We start from the raw sequence: 15603 nt of genomic DNA, 5'->3' as shown, positions 1-15603 counted from the left end.
AAACACACACCCAACCATCACACGAAACATTTTCCGCGTGATCAACCGGGGGCATCCACAGGCTGCCCGCACTCACACTCTCAACCCTGCTGTGATCCACCGCATCAAACCACTGTTTGTGCTGGTCACACCCGGTGGGGACACCCTTTGATCGTGGTGTTCCCGGTGAGGCGAACGAGATATAACTCTAGACCACTGCAGAGGCTGCCTGCAAGTCGTTGGCCCGGATTCGGCCTGTGACAACCGTCACCGCTGAAAACACGCGGAACACAGGGCCTAGAAAGCACGTGATCCGATGGGGTCAGTCGTCTGCTTTGGCACTGGTCGTCGTGAAGTACGCGTAGCCGAGGAGGCTGACGGCAATGGCGGCTATGATGCTCGGCCGTGCGAGCACGGCATACGCAGTATCGATCCACTCCCCCTGTCCGGCGGCCAGTCCGATGATCTGCAGGACGACGATCGCGAACGCGAGGGTGAGGAACACGGCCATCGCCAGCGTGAAGAGCGGAAGGAGAATCTGTTTCAGTGCTGATCGCATGTCAGCCTCCTAAGGGAACAGGGATGATGCCCAACGCGATGAGCACCCCGAGGACGAAGATGGGCAGAACGTAATAGACGACAAGCGGGATGAAGGTCTTCTCCGGCTGTGCCTCCGTGAGGCCCGCCGCAACGAAGATCGATCCCGAGGCCGGAGGTGAGGCACCCTCGGTCGAGGCGAAGACGAGGATCGCCACGACGGCGAGGAGCGGATCGACTCCGGCGGCCACCATCGAGAAGAGCGCGACCTGTCCGACGGCACTGAGAGTTGCCGACGACGACAGGGGGCCGGCCACCACGACGACGAGGACGCCGATGAGGGTGACGAGCAGCCACAGAGGAAGGTTCAGCATCTCGAGCAGCGCGGTGACATCGGAGTCGAGTCCCAGGGCTGCGAGCACTTCGGAGGCCATGATGGCGAAGAAGAGGATCGCTCCGATCGTGTAGAACCGCGGCACTGAACCGGCGAGGAAGTCCCACCACTGCCGCGGAGTCTTCGGCAGCTCCTTCCATGCGATCACAGCGCTGATGCCGATGATCAGGATGGGGATCCACATGATGAGGGAGATGTTCTCGAGGGATTCCCCGATCGAGGGAACGGATGAGAGAAGGTCTGCCAGCGGTCCGACGGTGATGAGGATCGGGATGATCGCGCCCGCGAAGACGAGCACCGAGGTCCAACCTCGGCGCAGCGACGAGGCAAGGGGAACATGGTCCGCTCCGGTCTCTGCGCGGATGCCGTCGCGATGAACGAACCACGCGGTGAGACCGATGCGCAGGAGCACTTGGTACGAGCCCGCGACGAGCAGCGCCAGGTACACCTGCGAGGTCGTGACCAGGGTCCCGGCGAAGCCGATCATGATGATCATCGATGCACTGGGCGGCAGGGCGGCACCGAGGCCGGCGTTTCCGGCGATGACAGTGGCGGCTCGTTCGCGCCTCCACCCGGTGCGCACCATCCAGGGGCCGGTGATCGATCCCGATGCGGCGGCGTTGCCGGTGTTCGAACCGCCGGCCAGGGCGCCCATGGCGGCTGAGGCGACAGTGTCGACGTAGGCCGGGCCTCCGGGCAGGCGCCCGAGGAGTGATGACAGGATGGCGATGAGCTTGTTCATCACCCCGGTCCGCTCGACGAAGTAGGTCATGAAGACGAAAGCGACGGCGGCGAAGAGCACTTCGTTCTCAGATGCCTCGACGAAGGCGTCGGCTGCGTACTGAGGGGCGTTCGCCCCGGCGAAGAGCAGCGTGACGATGAAGCCGAGCAGCATCGCTTCGGCCATATTGCGCTTGACGACGACGTTCCAGATGACGATAACGGTGATGAAGACTGCGAGGGCGATAAGGGCGAGAGGCATCGTTGTCCTCCCCTTTCTGATCAGATGACGGGACGCTGACTACGACCGGCTGACGGCCGACGCGCGGATGTCCGACTGCCGTCGCTGTTCGTCGGCGATGACAGCCCTGCCGGCCGCAAGGACCTGTTGGGCCGAGTCGGCCGGCACGACGAGGACGCCGTCAGCATCGGCGACGATGTAGTCACCGTGCCGACAGACGGCGCCGGCGACGGCGATCGTCGTGCGCAGACGACCGGGCCCCGATTTGAACGGGCCGGCCGGCGAGACGCCCTTCGCCCACACGGGGAAGCCGAGCTGCGCGATCTCGTTGACGTCGCGGATCGCTCCGTCGATGATCATGCCGGCGATGCCGCGCAGCTGCGCACGTTCGGCGATGAGCTCACCGATGAGCGCTCGATTCGTCTCTCCCCCACCGGCGACGACAAGGACGTCCCCGGGGCGCGTGAGCGGAAGCGCACGATGGATGGCTTGGTTGTCCCCGGGCCGGGTGAGGACGGTGAAGGCGGGTCCTGCGATGGGCGCGCTGGTCCACATCGGCTTGATGTCGGAGTCGAGGAATCCCAGACGGTCTCCGCCGTCTCCGAGCGCCGAGGTGGGCACGGCTGCGAGTGCGTCCGCCAGGTGTCCCGTTCCCTCCCTCGTCAGCTCGAGGTGGACCGAACGGGCCGCCTCTGCCATCGGCCAGGGCCGTTCGCGATCGGCGAGGAGGTCGAGACTGTCGCCCAGCTCGGCAGCGCGCCGAAGGGCATGGGTCCGCGTTCCTTTGAGCAAACGGTCGAGCGTGTCCTCTCCCTGGGCGAGCTCGCCGGCGATCTGAGCACGCACCCACTCGACCTCGCCGGTCTCCTCACCGGCGCGCATCGCTTCGGTGATGAGAGCGCCGAGGCCCTTCATGAAGACGCTGCGGAGGAGCTTCCGCTGGGAGGCGTCACCGATCCGTCCCTGAATCGGCTCCGCGCGGGCGCCGATCGTCCGCAGCAGATCAGCGGCCTCGTCGGAGTGCGGCCCGGAGAGGAGGACGTGAACCTGGGCACCGTAGCGCGGGACTGAGCCGATGACCGCACCATCGACGAATCGCGCCCGGCTGCCGAGCGCCTCGGCGACGTCCCGTTTCCTCAGCGGTGATGCCGCATTGAGATCGAGGTAGACCGCGCCGTCCCGAATCGCCTCGGCGGCTTCTTCGGCGACGGCCACCGATGGCTTCGCTGTCGTGAGGCTGAGGATGAGATCGGACTCCGCGACCGCCTCGGCGACACTGCCCGCCGTCGTCACGCCCGTGGGGACGTCCACCGTCCGCGGATCGAACCCGACGACGTCATTCCCCTCCTGGGCGAAGGCCTTCGCGTACAGGGATCCGGCTTCGCCGAGACCGAGAACTGCAACACGCATCGTTGCGCTCCTATCATTGAGTGATAGTATCTATCATTGTGTAGTAGGTGATGATCATTCTGCTCGGCCTCACGCGTCACGTCAAGGCCTTTGGGCCGATGCGAGTGTTCTGATTCCCTCTGCGAAGATGGATCCGGCAGCGCCGGTCATCCGAAGAACGTCATCGACAAGGGGAGGACGCACCATGGCAGCGACGAACAATCAGGGGCGCACGCTTGATCGTGCGCTCGATGTTCTGGAGTGCGTGACGAGCACGCATGAGCCGATCACCCTCACGGAGATCTCGCGTGCCACGGGCCTTCATCTCGCGACCACGCAGCGTGTCATCGGTCAGCTCGTCAAGCGCGACTATCTCAGGAACACGCCTCGCGGCTACACCCTCGGCCCGCAGGTGCTGCCGATGTCGCACTCCTTCGTGCTGCAGGATCGGCTTGCTCTCGTCAGTCCGAGCGTGCTGTCGGCGCTGACCGACCACACCTCGCTGACGTCGTCGGTGTTCGTCCGCGTCGCCGATCGGCGCGTGCTCGTGTCCCGCGTTGAAGCGCCCAACCCGTTGAGCTATCAGTTTCCCGTCGGACAGGTGCTCGGTCTGTTCGTCGGCGGCGGGAAGGTGATGCTCGCCCATGCCGATGAGGACGACCGCGAACGGCTCCTCGACAGCTACGAACCTGTGACCTTGGCGAACGGTCGCGTGCAGGATCTCGGTGCGCTGCGTGCCGATCTCGAACAGGTGCGCGAGGCAGGGTACTTCCTCGCGGAGTCCGAGCGCAGTCGCGACAGCCTCAGCTCCACCGCCCCCATCTGGTCTCCCGACGACCGGCTGCTGGGGACGATCAACGTCGTCGCCAACTCCGGCGACGTCGGACGGGCCGAACTCGAAGAGCACACGTCCACTCTTCTCCAAGCGAGTCGGCGGATCACCGCGCAGATGTGACCGAGCCGGCCGCATCGGCATACAAACCGGCAGCCCTGCGCACACACGAATCACCTGCCCTCGCAAGCAGACTCAACAGCGGTATGTTATCAATGACACTTGCCGTCAATATTCGCCGGAACAGCGATCCCAACTCATAGACTTGGGCCATGACTCAGAAGGAACAGCGCGAACGACTCGGCGACAACGACCTCGATCTCGAAGACGGTCTGGTCGAGGAAGCGGCTGCCACCGTCACCGAAGGCGCCGCGCGACTCAATCGGAAACTGCCCGAGCTGATCGTCACCGGCCTCTTCGGTGGTATCGACGTGGGCCTGGGAATCATGGCGATGATCCTCGTCAAGCAGGCCACCGGGTCGGACATCCTCGCCGGCATGGCCTTCGGCATCGGGCTGCTCGCGCTCAAGCTGGCGCATTCCGAGTTGTTCACCGAGGAGTTCCTCCTGCCGCTCAACGCCGTCCTCGCAGGCCAGGCGACCTGGCTTCAGATGGTGCGGCTGTGGGTGGTCAGCTTGGCGACCAACCTGGTGGGTGGCGTGGCCTTCGCCTGGCTGATCGTCATCGGTCTGCCCGACTACCACTCGGTACTCGTCGACACAGCCCTCGGCTACATCAATCAGTCCTCGCTCGTCGTCATGATCGCGCTTTCACTCCTCGCGGGAGCGACGATCACTCTGGCCACGCGCATGCAGCAGGGGACCACGAACCAGGTGGTCACGGCGATCGTCTGCATGGTCGCCGGCCTGCTCGTCATCGGTCTGGGCATGCTCCACGGGGCGATCAACGCGATCATCATCATCGCGGCCATGCTCGCCGGCGCGGACATCTCGCTCCTGCAGTTCGTGCAGTGGTTCGTCATCGTCATCGTCTTCAACATGATCGGCGGGCTGCTCGTCATCGCACTGCCGAGAGTCGTTCGGACGCACCGGGTGCTCAGGGCAGTGCGTCGAGGCGACATCAGCCTCGAAGAGCTCCAGGAGCAGGCCTCTTAGGAATGCGCTCCCCGGTAGACGGGAATGAGGGCATTGCTGTCGACGATCTGCTTGCCCAGGGGCATGAGCGAGACGGGGATGAGCTTGAGGTTCGCCCACCCCAAAGGGATGCCGATGATCGAGAGGAAAAGCGGGATCGACGTGACGACGTGCCCGATGGCCAGCCAGATGCCGGCGACGATGAGCCAGATGATGTTGCCGATGGTGGCGGCGATGCCGGCCGTGCCCGTGTCGACGACCTCACGACCGAACGGCCACAGCGCGTAGTTGCCGATTCTGAATGACGCGATGCCCCACGGGATCGTGACGATGAGGATGCAGCAGATGATGCCGGCGAGGTAGTAGCCGATGGCCAGCCACAGTCCGCTGAAGATCAGCCAGATGATGTTGAGCAGGGTCTTCATGGTCCACGTCTCCTTGGTCGCGAGACTCCATCGTCGTTCACCGGTGCACGACCTCGCAATACGGTTAGCCCCAAAGCACAGCGCCGGTCTCGTGGGCGGTGAGAACGCCAGGCCAGCGTCCAGCAGCACTCCGCGTCAACTCACAACCGTTCGTCGCCCAGGCCGGCGAGATCCCGGAACGATGGGAGGATGACAATCAGCGCGCCGAGCATCCCGGCGAAGAGCACCACGCCGCCCCACCCTCCTTCGTCACCGTCGGCATTGAGCGCCAGCCCGGTGAGCAGCAGCGGCACCACCGCACCGATCACCCCGAGAACGACGACGATCCGTGAGAAGGTCAGCAGCCGCGCGTTCGACTGTCCCGTCACCGCTGTCGGGAGGACGACGAGCAGGATGAGAGCGATGACGATCCCCAGACCGATGAACCCCACCAAAAGGACGGCCTCGACACCGGATGGGTCCTCGACGGGACCCCCAGAGGTGAACGGAAGCGACATCCCGTACGCGACGGTGGTGGCCACGGACCACGAGAGGTCGGAGCCGTTGATCTGCCCGTCGCGGTACATCGGCACGAACGTTCCGACGATGAGCAGCACGGCGGTGATCAGGCAGTGTCCGGTGACGATGATGCGCTCGATGCGCTCGACGCGCAGGCGCAGTTCGAACACCTCGGCGGATGACGACGACCGCACCGATCGACTGCGCGCATCGATCGGGTCACCGGTTCCAGAACCCTCGGTCACAGTCACATCACCCCTGACGGCAGCGTCATCGTGGGCTCAGCATAACCCCACCCCCGCCGAGGCGACCGCCGCCAACTGCTCAGACGCCGAGGTGGCGTTCCGCTTCCCTTCCCGGAGTGCGACAACGCCGCCCTGCGAACGGAGTCGCGGTGCGGCGCTGTCACTCGGTCAGGGCTGCCGGTCGATCAGCCGACGATGTCGACGGCTCCCAGGGTCTTCTTGCCGCGGCGGAGCAGGACGACTCCCCCACCGGCGGTGTCGAGGACGTCGTCGGAGGTCAGCGTCTGATCCTCACCGGACACCTTGACGTTGTTGACGTAGGCGCCGCCGTCCTTGATCGCACGACGGGCCTCGCCCTTCGACTTGACGATGCCGGCGGTGACGAAGGCATCGGCGACGGGCAGCCCTGTCCCCAGGGCGGCCGCGGGAACCTCGCCGCGCGGCAGCTCGGCCGTCGCCGCACCCAACGTCGCCGGGTCGAGAGCGGTGAGCTCTCCCCCGCCGAAGAGCGCGGCGGCCGCGGCGATCGCCTGGTCGTACTGTTCACGACCATGCACGAGGGTGGTGACATCCTCGGCGAGGACCTTCTGCGCCAGACGGGTGTGCGGGGCAGCTTCGAACTCCGCACCGATCGCCTCGAGCTCCTCGAGGGGACGGAACGAGAACACCTTGAGGTACTTCATGACGTCGCGGTCGTCGGCGTTGAGCCAGAACTGGCTGAACGCGTACGGGCTGGTCAGCGACGCGTCGAGCCACACAGTGCCCGATTCGGTCTTCCCGAATTTCGTGCCGTCGGCCTTCGTGATGAGCGGGGTCGCCATCGCGTGGACGTTGGCGGCTTCGACGCGGCGGATGAGGTCGACGCCCGAGGTGAGGTTGCCCCACTGGTCCGAGCCGCCGGTCTGCAGGGTGCAGCCGTAGCGGCGGTAGAGCTCGAGGTAGTCGTTGCCCTGGAGGACCTGGTAGGAGAACTCGGTGAACGACAGGCCGCTCTCGTTCTTCAGGCGCGCGGACACGGATTCCTTCGCGAGCATCCGGTTGACCGGGAAGTGCTTGCCGATGTCGCGGAGGAAGTCGATCGCCGAGATCTCCGACGTCCAGTCGTAGTTGTTGACGACCTGGGCGGCATTCGGCCCGGTGAAGTCGAGGAAGCGCTCGACCTGGGCGCGGATCTTGCCGACCCATTCCTCGACGATCTCGCGCGGGTTGAGGGTGCGCTCCCCCGACATCCGCGGATCGCCGATGAGGCCGGTGGCCCCGCCGACGAGCGCGAGCGGGTTGTGCCCGGCCTGCTGGAGCCGCGATGCGGTGATGAGCTGGACGAGGTTGCCCATGTGCAGGCTCGGGGCGGTCGGATCGAACCCGACGTAATAGGTCAGCGACTCCTGGTCCAGAGCTGTCTGGAGCACGGTCTCGTCGGTCGATACCGCCACGAGCCCGCGGGCTTTGAGGTCACTGAATACGTCGGTCACTTCGGTCCTTTCGCAACTGTGTGGACTTGCCGGCATCGAACCGGCAGGGTCAATTCTACGGCGTGCGGGACTTGGTTCCGTTTCCGTCCGGATCGCGATGGCCTCGCCGAGGCGGTCGACCGTGCCGTGCGAACGCAGTCCCCCTCACACGCTCCGGGGCGAGTCCGCGAAGGTCCGGAGGCGGGCCACCTCGGTGCGGGCGTTCTCAAGCTGCGACGCCACGGCCGAGCGCGCGGTCCCGCCCTTCGCATCGCGCGAGTCGATCGACCCGAGCGTTGTGAGGACCTCGCGGACCTCGGGGGTGAGGTGTTCGGAGATGCCGGCGTAGTCCTCGTCGGTGAGATCCCAGAGCTCGACGTCCCGGGATTCGGCGAGCTGCACGCACGCACCGGAGAGCTCATGGGCGACGCGGAACGGAACTCCTCGGCGGACGAGCCATTCAGCGATGTCGGTGGCGAGCGCGAACCCGCGCGGGGCGAGGTACGCCATCCGTTCGGTGTCGAACGTCAGCGTCGCGACCATCCCGGTGAACGCCGGCAGCAGGAGTTCGAGCGTGTCAGTGGCATCGAACACCGGCTCCTTGTCCTCCTGCAGATCCCGGTTGTAGGCCAGCGGCAGTGCCTTGAGCGTGGCGAGCAGCCCGGTGAGGTCCCCGATGAGGCGCCCGGCCTTGCCGCGGGTGAGCTCGGCGACGTCGGGGTTCTTCTTCTGCGGCATGATCGACGACCCCGTCGAATACGCGTCGTGGAGGGTGACGAACGAGAATTCCTTCGTCGCCCACGCGATGACCTCTTCACTCAGACGCGAGAGGTCGATGCCGATCATCGCGGTGATGAAGAGGTATTCGGCGAACACATCACGCGAGGCGGTGCCGTCGATCGAGTTCTCCACCGAATCGGCGAACCCGAGGTCCGCGGCCACCGCCTGCGGGTCGAGCCCCAGCGACGACCCAGCCAGGGCACCCGACCCGTACGCGGAGACACCGGCCCGATCGTCGAAGTCGACGAGTCGCTCGACATCGCGCAGCAGCGGCCACGCATGCGCGAGCAGGTGGTGAGCCAGGAGCACCGGCTGCGCATGCTGGAGATGCGTGCGCCCGGGCATCGGCGCCTCGGGGTGTGCCTCGGCCTGGGCGATGAGGACATCGACGGTGTCGAGGACGAGGCCCGCGATCTCGCGGGCGTGATCGCGCAGGTACATCCGTCCCATCGTCGCGATCTGGTCATTGCGCGACCGCCCGGCCCGCAGCTTCCCGCCGAGCTCGGGCCCGGCGATCTCGATGAGCCCCCGCTCGAGCGAGGAGTGGACGTCCTCGTCGGATTCCGCGGCGACGTACTCGCCCGAGGCGACCCGCCGGCCGAGTTCGTCTAGCGCTGCCAGCATGCCGGACAGTTCGTCCTCGGTGAGCAGTCCCGCACGGTGGAGGACGGCGGCGTGCGCCTTCGACCCGGCGATGTCGTACGTCGCCAGGCGCCAGTCGAAGTCCGTCGACTTGCTCAGCGCGGCCAGCGCATCCGCCGGTCCGTCCGAGAACCGTCCGCCCCACAGGCTCAGTCGTTCGCTCACTCGCAGTCCTTTCGTGCCGTCGCCACGGCGGCTTGTCCTGTGCCGTCCAGCGGCGTTTCGTCCCGCACGTCGGCGGGACACATCTTCGTTGCCATTGTCTCACCGCCGCCGAGGCGGTCAGACGGTTCTACTCCCCCGTACTACCAGCGGCGAGTTCGAGGAACGTCTCGGCCAGTGCTTGCCCGCCGACGGCGGCATCGGCGATGACGAGGACGGTGTCGTCTCCGGCGATCGTGCCGAAGATCCCCGTCATCGACGACCGGTCGATCGCCGAGGCGAGATACTGTGCGGCCCCGGGCGGGGTCCGCAGCACGACCGCATTGTCCTGCGCGGCGGCAGACACCAACAGCTCCTCGAGCAGCCGCGGCAGCTTCGCATCGAGGCTGTCACCCGTCGACTGCTGCAGGCTGCGGTCACCGCCCTCACCGGGAACGGCGTACACGGAACCCGAGGTCGACCGGATCTTCACGGCCCCCACCTCGGCGAGGTCCCGCGACAGCGTCGCCTGGGTCACGGAGATGCCCTGCGTCGCGAGCTCATCGGCGAGCTCGATCTGCGAGTGCACGGACCGGCGGGTGATGAGGTCGATGATCTTCTGCTGCCGGGCGGTCTTCGTCAGCGGCGCCGCGGTCGGGTTCTCGCTCATCGGGACTCCGAGCCGGATTCCAGGAGGAACGTCAGCAGGGCCTTCTGCGCGTGGAGGCGGTTCTCCGCTTCGTCGAAGACCGCCGAGGCGGGGCCGTCGATGACCTCGGCGGTGACCTCCTTGCCCCGGTAGGCGGGCAGGCAGTGGAGGAACATCGCGTCGTTGCCGGCGTTCATGAGCTCCTGTGTGACCTGGTACTTGACGAACGGGGAGTCCTCGTCGTCGCGGCCGGCCGCATCCTGGCCCATCGACACCCACGTGTCGGTGATGAGGACGTCGGCGCCGTAGGCGGCGGCGACGGGGTCGTCGGTGACGGTGAGCGATCCGCCGGTCTGTGCGGCCAGGTCGGTCGCCTCGGCGATGATCGCCTCATCGGGCTGGTGGCCGGCGGGGGCGGCGATGCGCACGTGCATCCCGGCGTTGACCCCGCCGAGGGCGTACGAGTTCGCCATGTTGTTCGCGCCGTCGCCGAAGTAGGCCATCGTCAGACCGGCGAGCTGCCCGCGCCGTTCGCGGATGGTGAGGAGGTCGGCGAGGATCTGGCACGGGTGGAAGTCATCGGAGAGCGCGTTGATGACCGGCACGGTCGAGTGCTCGGCCATCTCCTCGAGCCCGGCCTGGGCGTACGTGCGCCAGATGATCGCCGAGACCATCCGCGCCATGACCTGCGCGGTGTCGGCGATCGACTCCTTGTGCCCGAGCTGCGCCTCACCGGGGTTGATGATGAGCGGCTGCCCGCCGAGCGCGGCGATGCCGGCGGCGAACGACACGCGGGTCCGCGTCGAGGTCTTGTCGAAGATCACCGCAGCCGTCTGAGGGCCTTCCAGCGGGGTGCGCGAGTAGGGCGCGGCCTTGAGCTCGGCGGCGAGGTCGAGGACGTGCGTGAGCTCGGCCGGGCTGAGGTCGGTGTCCTTGAGGAAATGGCGGGTCATGGTGGTCCTAGTCAGAGTCGGGGGGACGGGCAGGTGGTGAGAGTGCGCCGAGGTGGTGCTGCAGGCTCAGTCCTCGGGTCGGAGGAGGCCGGGCAGGGCGGTGAGGAACGGGGCGATCTCCTCGTGTGTGATCGTCAGCGGCGGGGCCAGGCGCAGACGCTCGGGGGTGACGGGGTTGACGATGAACCCGGCCTCGAGCGCGCGGGCGGCGACGGCCTTCGCGTCGGGATGCTCACCGGAGAGTTCGACGCCGAGGAGGAGCCCCGCCCCGGACACTCCGCTGACCCCGGGAATCTGTTCGAGTTCCGCAGTCAGCTGGTCGCCGAGGCGGCGGGCATGGTCGAGCAGTCCCTCGGCCTCGATCGTGGTGAGGACGGCGAGCGCGGCGGCGCACGCGATGGGGTTGCCGCCGAACGTCGTCCCGTGCTGGCCGGGGCTGAGCAGCGCGGTGTTCGCCTCGCCGACGGTGATCGTCGCACCGATCGGCATGCCGCCGCCGAGGCCCTTCGCCGAGGTGATGATGTCGGGGACGACGCCTTCGCCGATGACCGGATCTTGGTGGGCGAACCACGACCCGGTCCGGCCGACGCCCGTCTGGACTTCGTCGAGGACGAGCAGCGCCCCGGCTGCCGTCGTCAGGTCACGGGCCGCGCGCAGGTATCCGGCGGGGTGCCGGCGCACACCGACCTCACCTTGGATGGGTTCGATGAACACGGCGGCGGTCGTGTCGTTGACCGCGGCGGCGAGCGCATCGACGTCGCCGTAGGGCACGTGGACGACACCGGGGACCCCGGGGGCGAAGGGTTCGCGGTAGGCGGCCTTCGCGGTGAGGGCGAGCGCGCCCATCGTCCGGCCGTGGAAGGCACCGTCGACGGCGATGATGATCGGCCGTCCCCCGCCGCCGGCCCGGCGGGCCATCTTCAGGGCCGCTTCGTTCGCCTCGGCGCCGGAGTTCGAGAGGAACACCGCGGATCCTTCGGGCAGGTCGAGGATCTCGTGGATCTTCTCAGCGAGCGCGATCTGCGGGGGTGAGGTGAAGAAGTTCGAGATGTGGCCGAGCGTCGCCGCCTGCTTACTCACTGCCTTGACCCATGCGGGGTGGCAGTGGCCGAGCGCGTTGACGGCGATGCCGGCGAGCAGGTCGAGGTACTGCTTGCCCGCGGCGTCCCAGACGTAGGAGCCCTGTCCGCGGACGAGGTCGAGCTGCGGGGTTCCGAAGACGGGTGAGAGGACGCGGGAGAAGTCCTCGCGCCACGTGGCGGCGGAGTCGCTGGTGCCGGCTGCGGTTGTCGGGTCGGTCATGCGTCCGCTCTTTCGTCATCAGCCGCCTCGGCGGCATTGCCGACCCCACCGTCACCGTCGACCCCAGCGCCGTCCGCGAATCCGCGGTGCCCGTCACCGAGCGGGGCGGGTTCGACGACGCCGTTCTCGACCATCGTCCCGATGCCCTCGGAGGTGAAGACCTCGAGGAGGAGCGAATGCGCCATCCGCCCGTCGATGATGTGGGCCTGCTTGACACCGTGCTCGATCGCTTCGAGGGCGGCGGTCATCTTCGGGATCATCCCCGCGTCGAGGCTCGGCAGCAGCTCCCGGAGCCGGTCGGGGCCGATCCGGGAGATCAGACTCGACGTGTCGGGCCAGTTCGCGTAGAGGCCGGGCACGTCGGTGAGCATGATGAGCTTCTCCGCGCCGAGGGCCTTCGCCACCGACGAGGCGGCGAGGTCGGCGTTGATGTTGAGCGGTTTGCCGGCCTCTCCCCCGATCTCGGAGGCGATCGAGCAGATGACGGGCACCCGTCCGGCGTCGAGGAGTTCCCCGAGCACGGTCGTGTTGACCTGGGCGATCTCGCCCACCCGGCCGAGGTCGACGGGCTGTCCGTCCACCTCGGCGACGGTCTTGTGCGCGAGCAGGAGGTCGGCGTCCTCACCGGAGAGGCCGATCGCGGCGTTGCCGTTCATGTTGATGCGGGAGACGATCTCCCGGTTGACCTGGCCGGCCAGCACCATGCGGATGACCTCGGCGGCTTCCTCGCTCGTCACCCGCTGCCCGGCCTTGAACTCGCTCTCGATGCCGAGCCGGGCGAGCATCGAGGTGATCTGCGGGCCGCCGCCGTGGACGACGACGGGGCGGATGCCGGCGAAGCGGAGGAAGGCGATGTCGTCGGCGAAGGACTGCTGGAGTTCCGGGGAGATCATCGCGTTGCCGCCGTACTTGATGACGATCGTCGCCCCGGCGAAGGTCTTGATCCACGGCAGCGCCTCGGTGAGCGCTTCGGCCTTGACCTGGGCGGCGGCGAGCCGGGCGGCGGTGGATTTCGTGGAGAAGTCGGGTTGGGTGCTCATGTGGAGTAGGCGCTGTTCTCTTCGACGTAGTCATGGGTGAGGTCGGAGGTCCAGATGGTGGCCTCGCTGTCACCGGCGTGGAGGTCGATGACGACGTCGACCTCACGGCCGAAGGTCACCTCGGCGGGGTCGGCGTAGGGTCCGGAGGCGCGGCAGACCTGCGTGCCGTTGATCGTCACGTCGATGGCCGTGGGGTCGAAGTCCGCCGAGGTGGTCCCCACCTGAGCGACGACGCGACCCCAGTTGGGGTCCTCCCCGAAGATCGCGGCCTTGAAGAGGTTCGACCGGCCCACCGCCCGGGAGACGGTGACGGCGTCGTCGATGGAGGCCGCACCCCGCGTGGTGATCGCGATGTCGTGGTGGGCGCCTTCGGCGTCGACGTGGAGCTGGCGCATGAGGTCGAGGCAGAGTTCGCCGAGGAGGCCCTCGAATTCGTCTGTGTCGACGGTCGTGTCCGCAGCTCCAGAGCTCATGAGGATGACGGTGTCGTTCGTCGACATGCACCCGTCGGTGTCGAGGCGGTCGAAGCTGACGTGCGTGGCCGTGCGCAGGGCCGCGTCGAGGGCGGGCTGGTCGAGCGGGGCGTCGGTGGTGAGGACGACGAGCATCGTCGCCAGGCCCGGGGCGAGCATGCCCGCGCCCTTGGCCATCCCGCCGATCGTGTAGCCCGGACCCTCCCGGGTTGCGGTCTTCGCGACGGTGTCGGTCGTCATGATCGCCTCGGCGGCGTCTTGGCCTCCGGTCACGGAGTCCTCGGCGGCGGCGACGAGCTGCGGGAGGTGGTCGAGGATGCCGGAGCGGAACTCCTCTCCCCCGACGCCGATGAGCCCGGTCGAGCAGATGAGGATCTCATCGGCCTGCGTCGGGGTGCCGGCATCGGTGAGGAGGGTCGCGGTCTCTTCGGCGGTGAGCTGGGTGGTCGCGAACCCGTAGTCGCCGGTGTAGCAGTTCGCGCCTCCGGAGTTGAGGACGACGGCGCGGGCGTGGCCGGTGGCTGAGACCTGCCGGGACCAGATGACGGGGTTGGCCTGGCAGCGGTTCGACGTGTAGACGGCGGCGACGGTGGTCGCGGGGCCGTTGTTGACGACGAGCGCGAGGTCCTTCGTTCCGCTGGGTTTGAGTCCGGCGGTGAGGCCTGCTGCGGTGAAGCCGAGCGGTGCGGTCACGCTCATGGGGCGACTCCTTCCAGGGGCAGGTGGGTGGTCTCCTCGAGGCCGAGGGCGAGGTGGATCGTTTGGAGGGCTTGGCCGGCGGTGCCGCGGACGAGGTTGTCCAGCGCCACGACGACGAGGACCTTCTCGGCCCGAGAGTCGTAGGTGAACTGGACCTGGGCGACGTTCGATCCGGTGGTCGCCGAGGTGCGCGGCCATTGGCCCTCGGGCAGGACGCGGACGAAGGGTTCGTCGGCGTAGGCGTCGGCGAAGGCGCTGGTCAGCTGGGCGGTCAGCGCCTCTGCGTCGATGGTGCCGTCGGCGGTCCGGGGTGCCTCATCCGAAGGGTCGGCGGTGAGGGTGGCGAGGATTCCGCGGGACATCGGCACGAGGGTCGGGGTGAAGGAGATCCGCACCGGTCCGTCGGCGGGGTCGGCGCCGAGGACGCCGTTGAGGTTCTGTTCGATCTCGGGGACGTGGCGGTGGGTGCCGCCGGTGCCGTAGGGGCTGGCGTCGCCGAGGATCTCGGCGGCGGTGAGGTGGGGCTTGAGGGCTTTGCCGGCGCCGGAGACCCCGTTGGCGAGGACGGCGTTGAGGCCCTGAGGTGCGATGAGTCCGGTGGCGAGCAGCGGCGCGAGGCCGAGGGTGACGGCGGTGACGTTGCAGCCGGGGACGGCGATGCGGTTCGTCTCGGTCAGTTGGGTGCGCTGTTTCTTACCGTCGGCGAGCAGCAGTTCGGGGAGGCCGTAGGTCCAGGTGCCCTGGTGGGCGGAGTGGTAGAACGCCTCCCACGCTTCGGGACTGATGAGCCGGTGGTCGGCGGCAAGGTCTACGATCAGGGTATCGGGGCTGGTCTCGGCCAGTTCCGCGGCGATCGCCCCGGATTTGCCGTGAGGCAGAGCGAGGACGACGACATCGTGGCCGGCGAGCACCTCGGCGGTCGAGTCTTCGATGACGAAGTCCGCGTACCTGGGAAGGTGGGGCTGGTGCCGGCCGAGCAGCTCCCCGACCGAGGAGTGACCGCACACGGTGGTCACGGTGAGGTGGGGGTGGGTGCTGAGCAGACGGAGGACTTCCCCGCCGGCATAGCCGGTGGCGCCGGAGACGGCGACCGTGAGAGCGTTCATATGAATAACCATA

General features: G+C 67.5%; 15 protein-coding genes. 2 read left to right on the top strand and 13 right to left on the bottom strand.

The window, feature by feature from the left end; translation table 11 throughout:
• Positions 1–301: 301 nt before the first annotated feature.
• From ABD154_RS17590 to ABD154_RS17580, 3 genes are read right to left on the bottom strand one after another with little or no spacing between them, the layout of a single operon-like run.
• Positions 302–538 (bottom strand): hypothetical protein, encoded by a 237-nt coding sequence (locus tag ABD154_RS17590; RefSeq protein ID WP_344251791.1) that lies wholly within the window; start codon positions 536–538, stop codon positions 302–304.
• A gap of 1 nt (position 539) precedes the next feature.
• Positions 540–1892: a TRAP transporter large permease subunit gene (locus tag ABD154_RS17585; RefSeq protein ID WP_344251790.1), complete on the bottom strand. Its 1353-nt coding sequence runs from the start codon at positions 1890–1892 to the stop codon at positions 540–542.
• A gap of 39 nt (positions 1893–1931) precedes the next feature.
• Positions 1932–3281 (bottom strand): RraA family protein, encoded by a 1350-nt coding sequence (locus ABD154_RS17580; RefSeq protein WP_344251789.1) that lies wholly within the window; start codon positions 3279–3281, stop codon positions 1932–1934.
• A 184-nt stretch (positions 3282–3465) separates the two neighbouring features.
• On the opposite strand from ABD154_RS17580, the gene ABD154_RS17575 reads away from it, so the two are divergent.
• Entirely contained in the window at positions 3466–4215 is a 750-nt protein-coding gene (locus tag ABD154_RS17575; protein WP_344251788.1) for an IclR family transcriptional regulator, read from the top strand.
• A gap of 149 nt (positions 4216–4364) precedes the next feature.
• Positions 4365–5207, top strand: a complete 843-nt coding sequence (locus ABD154_RS17570; protein ID WP_344251787.1) for a formate/nitrite transporter family protein — start codon at positions 4365–4367, stop codon at positions 5205–5207.
• Here ABD154_RS17570 and ABD154_RS17565 read toward each other — a convergent pair.
• From ABD154_RS17565 to argC, 10 genes are all read right to left on the bottom strand, one after another.
• Entirely contained in the window at positions 5204–5611 is a 408-nt protein-coding gene (locus ABD154_RS17565; protein WP_344251786.1) for a YccF domain-containing protein, read from the bottom strand. The genes ABD154_RS17570 and ABD154_RS17565 overlap by 4 nt on opposite strands.
• Positions 5612–5751: 140 nt before the next feature.
• A complete protein-coding gene (locus ABD154_RS17560) occupies positions 5752–6354 on the bottom strand; it encodes a hypothetical protein (protein WP_344251785.1) in 603 nt (200 codons plus the stop codon).
• A gap of 185 nt (positions 6355–6539) precedes the next feature.
• Complete coding sequence (gene tyrS / locus ABD154_RS17555; RefSeq protein ID WP_198499063.1) at positions 6540–7826, bottom strand: tyrosine--tRNA ligase; 1287 nt, start codon at positions 7824–7826, stop codon at positions 6540–6542.
• A 144-nt stretch (positions 7827–7970) separates the two neighbouring features.
• On the bottom strand, positions 7971–9392 hold the full coding sequence (gene argH / locus ABD154_RS17550) for an argininosuccinate lyase (protein WP_344251784.1): 1422 nt from the start codon (positions 9390–9392) through the stop codon (positions 7971–7973).
• Between the two features lie 127 nt (positions 9393–9519).
• A complete protein-coding gene (locus tag ABD154_RS17545; RefSeq protein WP_344251783.1) occupies positions 9520–10038 on the bottom strand; it encodes an arginine repressor in 519 nt (172 codons plus the stop codon).
• Complete coding sequence (gene argF, locus ABD154_RS17540) at positions 10035–10970, bottom strand: ornithine carbamoyltransferase (protein WP_344251782.1); 936 nt, start codon at positions 10968–10970, stop codon at positions 10035–10037. Before argF ends, ABD154_RS17545 begins: the two co-directional genes overlap by 4 nt.
• A 66-nt stretch (positions 10971–11036) precedes the next feature.
• Positions 11037–12272, bottom strand: coding sequence for an acetylornithine transaminase (locus ABD154_RS17535; RefSeq protein ID WP_344251781.1), 1236 nt, complete (start codon positions 12270–12272; stop codon positions 11037–11039).
• The gene (gene argB, locus ABD154_RS17530) at positions 12269–13312 is read right to left on the bottom strand and encodes an acetylglutamate kinase (protein WP_344251780.1); all 1044 of its coding nucleotides are present in this window, start codon (positions 13310–13312) and stop codon (positions 12269–12271) included. Before argB ends, ABD154_RS17535 begins: the two co-directional genes overlap by 4 nt.
• A complete protein-coding gene (argJ, locus tag ABD154_RS17525; protein ID WP_344251779.1) occupies positions 13309–14484 on the bottom strand; it encodes a bifunctional glutamate N-acetyltransferase/amino-acid acetyltransferase ArgJ in 1176 nt (391 codons plus the stop codon). Before argJ ends, argB begins: the two co-directional genes overlap by 4 nt.
• Positions 14481–15590 carry an N-acetyl-gamma-glutamyl-phosphate reductase gene (argC, locus tag ABD154_RS17520; RefSeq protein WP_344251778.1) on the bottom strand — a complete coding sequence of 370 codons (1110 nt, stop codon included), beginning with the start codon at positions 15588–15590 and terminating at the stop codon, positions 14481–14483. Before argC ends, argJ begins: the two co-directional genes overlap by 4 nt.
• Between the last annotated feature and the right edge of the window lie 13 nt (positions 15591–15603).

The organism is Brevibacterium sanguinis (assembly GCF_039528855.1).
Lineage (GTDB): Bacteria > Actinomycetota > Actinomycetes > Actinomycetales > Brevibacteriaceae > Brevibacterium > Brevibacterium sanguinis.
This window is presented reverse-complemented; position numbering and strand designations above follow the sequence as displayed.